Below are 12,096 nucleotides of genomic sequence, written 5' to 3'. Positions count from 1 at the left end.
GACCCCGCCTGCTGCATCTTCCAGCGTAGTAATCCGCCCCACGTCATCCAGTTGGACTTGGGTGGTTCGACCCGCAGCATCGGTATACGCACGCAGATTGCCCTGCGTATCATAGTCATAGCGGGAGATGCCGCCATTGAAGTCAGTATACTGCTCCACTTGACCGGAATCGGTGTAGCTCCAATAGGCAGAACTTCCATCCGGGCGAACGACGGCTGTCTGGCGACCAACCTCATCGTAACGATATTCCGTCACACTACCTTCGGCATCCACAATCTGAGACAGCAAATGATCCGGTGTGTAGCTGTACTCGGTAACATGCTCCAGTGGATCGATCTCACGGATCAGTTGACCGTGCTCATCATATTCATACCGAATCGTCTCACCGAGGGCATTGGTTACGCTCGCCTGCTGACCATTTTCATGGTACGTATAGCTTGTCCGATGTGCGTCCTCTTCCTGAACTTCCAACAACTGCAGTTGTTCATTGTGTACAACCATTCGCTGATCGCCCAAACGATTGATCAAGATAGTCACAATTTGACCTGGACGACTATCCAAATCATAATGCAACCAAGACATATGACCGCTAGCATCACTTTGACCAATAATACGATGCTGATCGTCAAATGTATTGGTGAACTTGGTTATTCCATCTTGAGTTAACGAGATTAACCGTCCATATTCATCATTGGTGAACTTAGTTTCTATACCGGTCGCATCTGTAAAACGAACAAAGCATCCGCGATCGTCGTACTCCATCCGGATGACACGACCAGCATCGCGTACAGAGGTAACACGATGCTGTTCATCGTACGTCAACGTAAACTGGCGACGGGTAATTTCATCTGTTAAATGAGTCAGCAACCCTTCGTCATCATAGGTTAATTCTAGTGATAATTGCTCTGCATTTGTTACTCGAATCAAACGACCTTCTGAATCAAAGGTATGTACTTCCCTTGGTTGTCTGCTTGTTAAAACATATCCTTGCTCGGTCGATTGCAGTTCATCCTGCCGGACATCCAGATCCTTGCTGCGGTACACACCGGATGGCTGCAAATGAAAGACGCTGCGTCGTCCTTCCGTATAATGAACCGTAATCCATGACGGCTGTATATCTTGTTTGAATGTCCGTTGATTTTCCGATTGTTCTTGTGCCGGTTGTTGCTGCTCTGCTGCATCCTCTATTTCTAGACGTACTACATAGTTATGGGTCCAAGCTTTGCCCAATGCTCCCTGTTGCAATCTTCCGGAATGATACAACATTCGGAAAGGCCAAACCGCAGCACCATATAATGATAAGGCATCGTGGTCGATAAACTGATGCCCGGTTGCCATATGAATTGGATCTACCGCACAACTTTTAATATTGGATTTTGTAACATCCTGAGCTTGTACAGACTTTTCCGTATTGGCCATCTTTTTGCTGACATCCGAAGTATGCTCCAAATTTTTGGTTACTTTGGTTGCTTCTGCGGATGTATCAGCAGCATTCATTGTCTTACTAACTTTTCCGGTAGCCGCCAGAGCGCTTGCACCCGTAACTGCTGCTATGGTTGCATCAGATGCCACAGAATGATGATCCGTAGCATTGACCGTTTCATTATGGTAAGGAGCAGATTCACTATCCACAATGCTGCGCTTTGTTGACGAGGGAGCTGCATCCATGCCTTCTGAACTTCGCTCTGCATGCTCTGCGCTATTGCCGGCTTTGCTGCTTGTTTTGCTGCCGGCACTGCCGAAGTCATCGGCTCCGTTTTCCGCTGCCTGCGTGACCGTTTTCCCCTTGCTCGTGGCACTGACACTGCCTGCCAAATTATCTGCATTTCGCGTCGCCGATGATACGGCTTCAGTCACATCGTCGGCATGGCGGGTCGCTTCCCCGACCACGTTGACCACTTCGTCCGCATACTTGGCAACTTTGACTGCTTTGCTGACCCCTTTACCTAGGGGTCCCATGACGCCCAATACCCGCTCCCATGCTTCCAGTTTTTCGCCAGTTAACAGGTCGCGACCAGTCACTGCTTCGATAATCCCTTTGACATTACCCACAAATGGAACAAAATCGAGGACCAAACTTGCCGCTGCTAGCGCAAAGCTAAACATTTTGCCGACATCGATGTCTTCGCCATTCCGGTCGGCTTCCTCGTATTCATCACGCTTACGGCTCACCAGCTGGGACATCTGTTCCAGCTGCTGCTGCATCTCATCCAATTGCCGATGGATACGGTTAAATGTACTTTCTACACTGCCGGTATTCCGTGTTTTGGAACTCAGACTATTCTTCGCCTGATCCAGCTCTTGCTTTAACTCCTCCACTTCCCGCGCCGCGCGATCCAGACTGCGAGAAGCTTGTGTCAGGCTGTCTAATCCGACTTCCAGTTTCATCTATGTTTTCCCCTTTTAGCAATCTTCTCTATTGCGAGCTACTACTTTTTTCATTTTGAAGGCACTTTGATCATCCCTGTTTGGATTGCCCGGTCAATCATAAGTGCACTTTCAGCACGCGTTAGGCTAGCTTGCGGTTTGAATGATTGGTCTGGATACCCCTCAAGAATTTGTGTACCAGTTAAAGTATTCACATCTTTTTTTGCCCATTCCGAAACATGATCATTATCTGTGTAATTTGCCGTAGAAATGGACTGCTGCGATAAAAGATTAGACAGTGCTCCACTGAGCATTTTCGCTGCTTGCTCTCGATTAATAAGTTGATCGGGCTTGAAGAAATCCTTATCATATCCTTGCGCAATTCCTGCTCGAACCGCTGCTTTTAATGTAGGAATATACCAAGCAGATGAATCAGTATCAACAAAAGTCAAAGCTGTATTTTGGGCATCCTGAATCTGATCATTTGGCAATACCAAACGAGTCAACATTGCCAAAAACTGTATACGTGTCGTGCCATCTTGCGGCATGAATTTCTCTTCTGTCATTCCTTCCACAATACCGAGTGTTTGCAATCGCGTAATGGCTTCTTTTGCAAAGCTTTTATCAATATCGATGAATGAAGTTGCAGTAATCGGTCGTGTTTCTTCATTATGCTTATGTTCTTTATCTTCATCCTTTTTAGGCTCGATGGATGGCTCTGGCAAAATAGAAGATTGATCCGCAAGTTGCTCATCACTACTTGCTTCATGCTCATTTTTAGTTTTGGTTACGATTTGTACAACCGCTGATTGTTCTCCATATTTATTTTCTGTCCAGATATGGAAAGTATATTCTGAACCCGATTGCAAATGCTCCTGTGTATATTGTTGAAATCCTTCCGAAGTACCTCTGTATATTTCCTGACCTTGTCGTTCAATTACAAACTGCTCCTGTGTCAAATCATGTGCAATATGAAGGGTAACTGTTGATCTAGTGCTCTCATAGGATACTGAGAACGTCGCATCTGGTTTTGTCATTGTATCCGGCACTAAAAGCGCTCTACCATTACCTGCCGAATTGACTGGCACGACGGTGTAACCAGTAATCATACTTGCGCTAGGTAGACCAGAGATAACCGATCGACAATCCGTTGTCTGAATGATCTTTTGCCCTTCGTTATTTACTATATTGTAGTAATCTGCGCCGTGTACTGGTTCCCATGATATAGATATATGATGAGTATCCACTGCATTTATAGAAACCAAGGCACTCCAATCCATTTCAGATTCTTTTTCAAATCCCGGCAAATTTCTCCATGAGAAATCAGATGCTCTACCTGTACCGGAACGATTGATGGCTTTAAACTTGAATGTTTCAAATCCCCCCGGAGTTAAGCCATTGAAGATAGCTTCTGGTTTGGTCACGGTTTGGATAAGATGATTATTAGAAGAGTAGATTTGATAATAATCGGCACTTCTTACCTTCTCCCAACCCAAATGAACGGAATTCGAGGATGAATTTATGACATGATAACTAGTAGGAGCAACGGGCAAAGTTAAAGCTTCTCCGGTAAATGCTGTTCCCCAACCCGCCATATTACCAGCTCTCACGCTAAAATCATAAACTGTTCCGCCTTTTAGATTAGATATAATGGTAGTGCCAGCATTAACAATATATTCGTTTCCATTCATTTGAATACTGTACCTAGTTGCACCCCGAATTTGGCGTATCGACAATGTAATCGAGTTCTCTGAAATCTCCGTAACTTCAGCATCTGTTTGAAGTGGTTGATCTGGTAATGTCATCCCCATTGTACTTATCGATTGGCCATAACCCGATTTATTAAATGGACTAATTTCAATCTTGTGAACAGTACCTGCTTCAAATCCTTGAAATGTATACCTATTGACTGGTGAGTGAATCATAATTGTATAAGTATCATCAATAACTGCTCGATATCCTGATACACCTCGTGGTGCATTCCATTGCAGAACAATATCTTCTGTAGTCGCAGAATGTTGCCTTACATTGCTTACTCCTTCTGGTAAGGTCCATACATCATTTAAATAGGATAGACTACCACTTCCTGTTCGGTTACTTGCTGCAATACTATAGCTGTATGGAGTTCCTGACTGTAAACCTGTATTTTCGAACTGCACAGCTTTACCTTCGTAAATTCTAGTCTGATCGTTTTGTAACAATTTATAATAGGTATCTTCTGTAACTGTCGGATTATATACATTTTGTGTTACAGAATTCCATGTCAGACCAATCGCATGTTCATAAACAACGGCACTTGTAAATCCAGACACTCGGTCTGGTAAAGATAGAAAACTCACATGATAAGCATCTCCTTCACCGGAGCTATTTATGGCTCTGATTGCGATGTCATACCATGTATAAGGCTGTAAATGGCTAATTTGTTCGTATGTGTTTCCAGTCACCGTAATATCATCATCAACCTGTTGTGTAGTTAAATTGGTAGATGTAATGCGATAACCTATAGCTGATTTCACAGCTTGTATACGAACAAGTGCATGTTCATAATCACTGTCGATCGAATATACATTGGCATGCACCGTTTTTCCCGGCAATGTAAAACCTTTGACAGAATGAGTTCCAGTACTATTGCCCACATGATTGTAAGCTGTAATGACATATTCATACTCTGATCCTTCAATCAAAGAGGTATCCGACAACTCGTTAACTGGATAGTTTACCGACCAAGTACTTCCCGTTGTTTTATTCTCTATCACATATCTCAAGCCATCAGTTTCTATATTGCCAGCAGGAAGATTCCAAGAAACCAGTGTCTTGTCTGTCGCCTTTCCAATTACATTCAGTTCTGGTGCTGCTGGAATATGCTGTATGCGATAAGGATGGGATGTAAAAACAACAGAATTGTTAGCTTTATCATATCCCTTAGCATGCAAGTACCATATTCCCTCTGTAGCGAGCGTAAGGTGATTATTGATAGCTGCTGATTCCCAAGAGTCTGGTTCTTTCGGTGAATTTGTCCATGTATAGTACAAACGATCAGAATCCAATCCCATTTCCTGATCTGAAAAAGAAAAGGTTACATCGATATCTTTATTCGTCCAATCTGCACCATTTTGCGAGATCGAAAACGTTGGTGATTGATCATCGATATTGTTGATTGCAATGGTCTGACTTATTTCATTATTGGCGCGATCAACTGCTGTAAAGGTATACGTACCGTTTTTAGTAGCGTCAAAAGTAGCATTTGCCCCTGTTTGCAAGCTGTTATCCGGTAAACGTATATAACTCACTCCACTTTCAGTGTCTTCTGCTAAAGCCGAGATCGTTACTTTAGAAGTCCATGAATCGGATGATTTTTGCAAAATCAGTTGAGGAGCAGTCGCATCCAGATCTGTAATTTCAATACTTTTAGTGATAGCATTATTCGCATTATCGATGACCGTAAATGTATAATTCCCATTTTTAGTTACCGTATAATTTGCCTGATTAGCTGCTATGATAGAACCATCAGGCATTTGTATTTTGCTAATACCCGACAAGGAATCTGTGGCTGATAATTGTATGATTGCCGACATAGCATTCTGCTTTTTTTCTACTAAGCTTACGACTGGTGCAGATCGATCAATATAAACCTTTCCAGTTGCTTGTGAGCTAATATTACCTACATTATCTATTGTGCGAGCTACTATATTCGTTATACCTTCATTGACAATAGAAAGCGATGTTCCGGATGTCCAATCATTCGTTGTGGCACCGGATAACGCGTACTCTGTTCGATTGACTCCAGAATGGGCATCACTTCCATGGTCAATACTGACTTGCACCTCAGCAGCATTAGTATACGAATCGGTTACTCCCCGAATGGTAGGCACGTCGGGTGGTGTATGATCTACATAAGCAGTTACTGATGACGTTGAACTTCGCAAGCCTGTGATATCCTCAGCATATGCTGTTATAGTGTAAATACCTGAATTGCTCAAAACAACAGGAGAATTATATGAAACAATATCCCCATTGTTGATTTGGTAAAAGTACCCCTTTACCTCCGTATTATCCGTACTATTTCCGATCGTAAATGTTTGGCTTTGATTCCATCCATTACTTGTTAATGTAATCGAAGGAGAAGTTGGCGCCTGAGTATCATTGACAGTCATTGTCGCCGTTTTTGCCGGATCTAATTCATATCCTACATACGTATCACCAGACTTGCTATATGAAAGCACAACTCGACTTATCGTTTTAAAGCGACTTGCATCTAATGTAAACTCAAGGGTTTGATACGAACGATTCCATCCATAAACTTGATAAGGTCCAAGCTGTTGACTTGAGAGTGCTCCCCATGCACTTCCTGATCCATCTTTAAGCTCACCATACAATTGTGCTCTAAATGTCATTCCAGCTGTAACATATGGATTGGAGGATTTAGCCATCCATATAGGTATAGAAGCATTCACCGTGGAGCCTCCAGCTACTGGACTAGTGGTGTTGAGCCACTCATTACTATTATATTTACTCCCTGAGGGTGTAAGGGTCGTATTACCAACAGCTGCGTGGCTCATATGGGGATTAACCAACATAAGCAGCAACGCAATAATTATGATTCGTGCCAAGAATGTAGATAGATATTGTTTTATGTTGAAGATCACTATTTGCTTGACCTCCTTTCTGCATTTCCTGTTACCTATCGATTGATTCTTTCTTTCTAGATCAATCGATAGGTTTAAATCAGATATTCATTTGTGATATTTACTACGAGATGTTCGATAAAGGATTTTGAGTCCAGCCTTGGTCCATCACTCGATTCAGCATTAATACGCATTCTGCTCTTGTCAAAATAGATTGGGGGCGGAAAGATTGATCTTTGTATCCTTCAATAATACGAGTGACTGTAAGCTCATTTACATTTTCTTTAGCCCACTCTGAAACCTGTTCGTTGTCTGTATAGTAATGCTCGCTTGCCTCCATAGTCTGTCCATGCAATGGAGTTAAAGCCGCACTAAGCATCTTAACAGCCTGTTCCCGATTAATAAATTCATTAGGTTTAAACAGATCATGGCTGTAGCCTTCTGCAATATGGTAATAAACAGCTGCCTTTAGTTCTTTCGCGTACCAGTTTGTGTCACTGGCATCTTTAAACGTCAGTGATTTCGCCTGAGCTGCATTTATCTGGTCCTTAGACAAAATAAGTCTAACAATCATGGACATGAATTCGGCTCTGGTTGTTCCACGCTGCGGAGCAAACTCCCTTTCACCAATACCCTGTATAATTCCCATATTCGCGAGTCGAATAATTGATTCTTTGGCAAAGCTGCGATCAATATCGTCAAACTCGATCTGTGGTTTATTAGACGGATTTGCATCTGGATCAGAGGCAGATATTTGATCTGTAGCCTGATCTGGAAGATCTTCTTTTTGTGGTAATATCGTTGGAACCGACGACAGGTGTTCTTTTTCACTCTGCTTTTCCTTTGTTTTGAATGAGCCTAAAATCACACGTGATTTACCACCTTGCTCATTTTCCAACCAAATGCGGTAAGCATATCGTCGATCGCTAGATAATTGCTGAATAAGCACATTATCTTCAGTACCGCGGTATACTTCATACCATCCCTTTTGATCCTGCAATTCGATAATACGAGTGGCATTTCCAATAACACCAGCAAAAGTAAATTTAGCTTTTGAAGCAGACACATCGCTCACTTCAGTTAAAAATCGATCATCCGGTAATGTCATAAAATCAACAGCGTAACGACTACTTCTTCGCCCTTCTCTATTTTCCGCAATCATATATATGTCGTTATAGCGAGTTATGCTGTTCAAATCATTTAATACAAATTGCGTGGCTGTTGTACGACCAATTTCACGTTCCCCATTGTATACAATATAGGTCTCTGCACCATCAAAAGGGACCCACGATAATACAGCATCATGGTAGGTGATATCCGTTACACTCACAACTTGCTCCAGCGAGCGCTGTGGTCTTGGAGATCCAATAACCATTAATGTCACAGTAGTTGGACTTGTACCTGTTTTACCAATCGGAGTAATAGTATAGCCTGTCTGTATACCTGGACCTGGAGTTGGCAGTTTGACTTCTGTACCTTCTACTTGGATGGAGCCTTGATTGGAATGAATCTCATAGCTCACAGCACCCTCTAGCTTTTGCCAAACAATAGTTACATCATTTTCTGTCACTTCGCGAATAGCTGCACCCTGTAGCTTGCCCGGAAGGGTGGTAACCAGAAGAGATTGTGCTTCGGAAACTCCTGATTCATTTTCTGTATAGATTGTAAATGTATACGTTTTGCCCGGTTCCAATCCGTTAATATCAAATGTAGAACTTGAGCTTTCATACTGGTGATAATCATTTTTAACAATCCACCGTTCAACACCGGGTTGACTTGGAAAGCTTATGGTTACACCCGATACGGTATAGTTACTAAGAACGGGTTGTGCAACACGTTCTGGCTTTGTCAAAACATCTAAACGCTGGTAAGCGCTCAAACCGGAACGATTTCTCGCAGCAATCTGATAGCTGTATGGTCTACCTGCCAACAAATTAGAGATTTGCAATTGCGTATCGGATATTCTTTGCAAAAATATACCGTCCTGATAGATATCATAAGATTCTGCGCTCTTCACCGGAGTAATATTCAGTAGAAATCCTTCAGTAGAGATAGATCTTGCCGCAAGCGAAGGCTTTGTCGGAAGCGTTTGAACCGTAACATTGCGTTGTACACTGCTCCCCGATGCATTATTCGCATTTACTCTATATTCATACTCTGTTCCTGACTGCAGTTCAGTATCTACGAATGCTGTAACACCTTCCAAGGTACCGTATGTATCTTGCGATACTGTATGATCAGGATGATCTATTCGTACTTTCAAACTATGGTCACGTTGCAATTCATAATACGTATCACCAGTTACAGAATCCCATTGCAGGGAAGCTGAATGTTCCGTGATTTCCGTTACTGCTAGACCTGTTAAGGATGGAACAGTTAAAAAGATACGTGAAGCTTTCAAGCCTGCTCCAGCATTGTTGCCAGCAGTGACCTGTAATTCGTATCGCTGATTGGGCTTTACATCAAAATCTTGCTGTGTATCGCTGCTTGAGCGGGTTTCGATTGTATTACCATCCATATCAAGCAAGGTGTACTGATACTGGATTGCCCCATTCACGGCATATACAGATGCCGTAACGCGACCTTCCATATCAGAGGACGGTTCTACTTTGGCAATTTGAGCCTCAGCAGGCCTTGTCATGGCATGAATTATCGTAGGCTCTCCGTTACCCGATGCGTTGACTGGTGTAATCGTAACCGTATGGTTCGTCCCCGATTCCAAACCATTTATAATTGTAGTAGAATGTCCTGGCGCCAGATTTACTGTTTTACCATCCACTTCGATGGCATAGCCCACATCTGATTGTTCGGGCAAGATAAATTTGAGACTATCTGCAGATGGAGAGGTAACCTGAATATCTTCTGTATGAACTGGTTTGGGTAGAGCTTTGATCTGGTATACACCAGAAGTTTGTAATACTTCATTGCCGGCTTCATCCACTGCTCTTACATGAAGATACCATTCTCCCTCTTTTTCTTTAGGCAACTGCACTTGTATTGGATTGTCTTGTGTCGTAATCCAAGATGCCGAACCATCTGGGAGGCTTGAACTGTTCGTCATAATATATTGAAGTGACAAACCAACAAGCGGAAAATTGTCTGCTACTTTTACTTCAATTGGAATATCATTAGGCTGCCAAGCAACTCGATTCGGATTTATCGTAACCACTGGAGGCACCTGATCAATATTGGATATTTTGATTGTTTTTTGACCAACGTTTCCCAGAAAGTCTGTTGATGTAACCGTATAGTCTCCATTTTGCTCCGCTACGAAAGATGCAGTATCGCTATTCACTGTCTCACCTGTAGGCAAATGGATTTGACTAATCCATGTGGTAGCATCCATAGCATTTGCCGTAACTGTGACTCCATAACGTGTTACCGCAGTTGTAGATGGTTTCAAACTGATTTGCGGCTGATCGGAGTCGGTCAACATGATCGTCTGCGTAGGCCCAATATTATTGTTATTATCCAAAGCTGCTACGTGAATATATTTTTTTCCATACGCTGGCGTAAATGTGTATTTTGTTGGAGAACCGTCCGTATTTGGAACTATTTGACCACTCTCTATAATCGCAGAGGCATTACTGTCTTGTTGAACGATATATCCTCTAATCCCAGATTTAATAGTTACTGTTCTCGGATCCTGTACACTTCCGACGGTTCCGTCTCGTAACTGTCCTTGAATGGTATAGATATAATCGGTTCCCTGATCAATAGCAGAATCCCATCCCAAGGTAACAGTCTTTTTATCTTTGTTAAAGGTGTATGCTAGATTGGAAATGGCTCCTGGCTTGCTTTTGTCTATCGCACCATTATCTGTATACGATGAATCATACCCCGAATAAACTTGCGCTCCATCACGATACAGAATAGCTTTTTGGGCATAACCAATTTTAAAATTATCAAGCTGTAAAACACCGTTAGTTTTCCAACTGAAACTTAAATTGGCACCGTATTTCCCTAAATCGTACTGAGTTGTATCCGCAGGCACATCCAAACTGCGACTATATGTTATCCAGTTGGGATTAACATCGACATTTGATAAACCAGTACCAAAATCACCATAGGGGAACGTTCTTACAGCTTCTCCTGGCTGAAAGGTATAATCTCCATTACTTGTCATGCCCGAAGCTCCAATTGTTGTATACCAGAAGGCGCTATTAGATGAATCCAATATCATAGATTGTGTTGAAGCTTGATAACGATAATAAGCTGCTCCCCAATGCCAGTCTGTATTTGCTGAACTTAATACAGTAACAATTGAATTATCAGGAAAATTAGGTGATGCTGCACCATCTACATATACGGAAAAAGATTTGGGAGTACCTGCAGATGACCCCACAATAACCGGCATCACATTTTTAAAACGAACGACTCGCCCACTATTATCCAGTAGCTCTATTCCTCTTTTCCCACGTATATCTGTAAAAGTGATGGCACTTTGATTATTTGTACCAGACAACGCCCGCATATCATACTGTGCTTGGAGACGCGTACCTTGTTGAAGGCTAGAAATCGACGTTCGTGCCATACTCAAATCGTTTGATGTGTCAGGATAACCATAAGCATTTCCCTTTCTTTGCGTAATGGTATCTACGACCTGTAATGATGTTCCTTTATCAGTACTTACATAAGATTGGTTACCGTTACTACCGCTACCTCCGTAATACGTGGAAAATTGATTGGACTCAAAATTGGTACTATATAGTATCTCGCTATCCGGCATAATCACCGAAAAATCTAAATAAGCAGAATTGCTATTGGCTTGCACTTTTGTAAAGCTAGCAGTCACTGTAGCGGCACTCACTTTGGAAGCTGGAATCATATTCATCATACTCGCAACCAAGCTTGCTATAAGCAACATATTCACTTGCTTTCTCATCTATCGATTCACCTCTTACTTTATGAAAATGAAAAACTATCTTATATCTTCAAAGCTATTAATGAGGCGCCTGTGCACCAAAATCATCTTTACTGGACTGTCCAGCATGGTAAAATGCTACGTCTCCATCTTGCAACGAAAACGTATGATGATACGCATCGATCATCTGATCTTGGAATCCTTCCATTTGCCACTGATTCCTCTTCTTTGCATTCATTT

The 12,096-nt window shown here is 42.3% G+C and carries 3 protein-coding genes; all 3 read right to left on the bottom strand.

The window, feature by feature from the left end; genetic code table 11:
* Nucleotides 1-2,388 (bottom strand): pre-toxin TG domain-containing protein (locus tag ABXR35_RS24015; protein ID WP_367064607.1); only part of this gene is annotated, 2,388 nt, incomplete at its 3' end.
* A 50-nt stretch (nucleotides 2,389-2,438) separates the two neighbouring features.
* Entirely contained in the window at nucleotides 2,439-7,013 is a 4,575-nt protein-coding gene (locus ABXR35_RS24010) for an OmpL47-type beta-barrel domain-containing protein (RefSeq protein ID WP_367064606.1), read from the bottom strand.
* A gap of 103 nt (nucleotides 7,014-7,116) precedes the next feature.
* A complete protein-coding gene (locus tag ABXR35_RS24005) occupies nucleotides 7,117-11,877 on the bottom strand; it encodes an S-layer homology domain-containing protein (RefSeq protein ID WP_367064605.1) in 4,761 nt (1,586 codons plus the stop codon).
* Nucleotides 11,878-12,096: the final 219 nt, after the last annotated feature.

The sequence above is a fragment of the Paenibacillus sp. JQZ6Y-1 genome, assembly GCF_040719145.1.
GTDB classification, from domain to species: Bacteria; Bacillota; Bacilli; order Paenibacillales; family Paenibacillaceae; genus Saccharibacillus; species Saccharibacillus kandeliae.
Note: the sequence above shows the minus strand (reverse complement) of the source record. Positions and strands in the feature narration are given on the sequence as shown.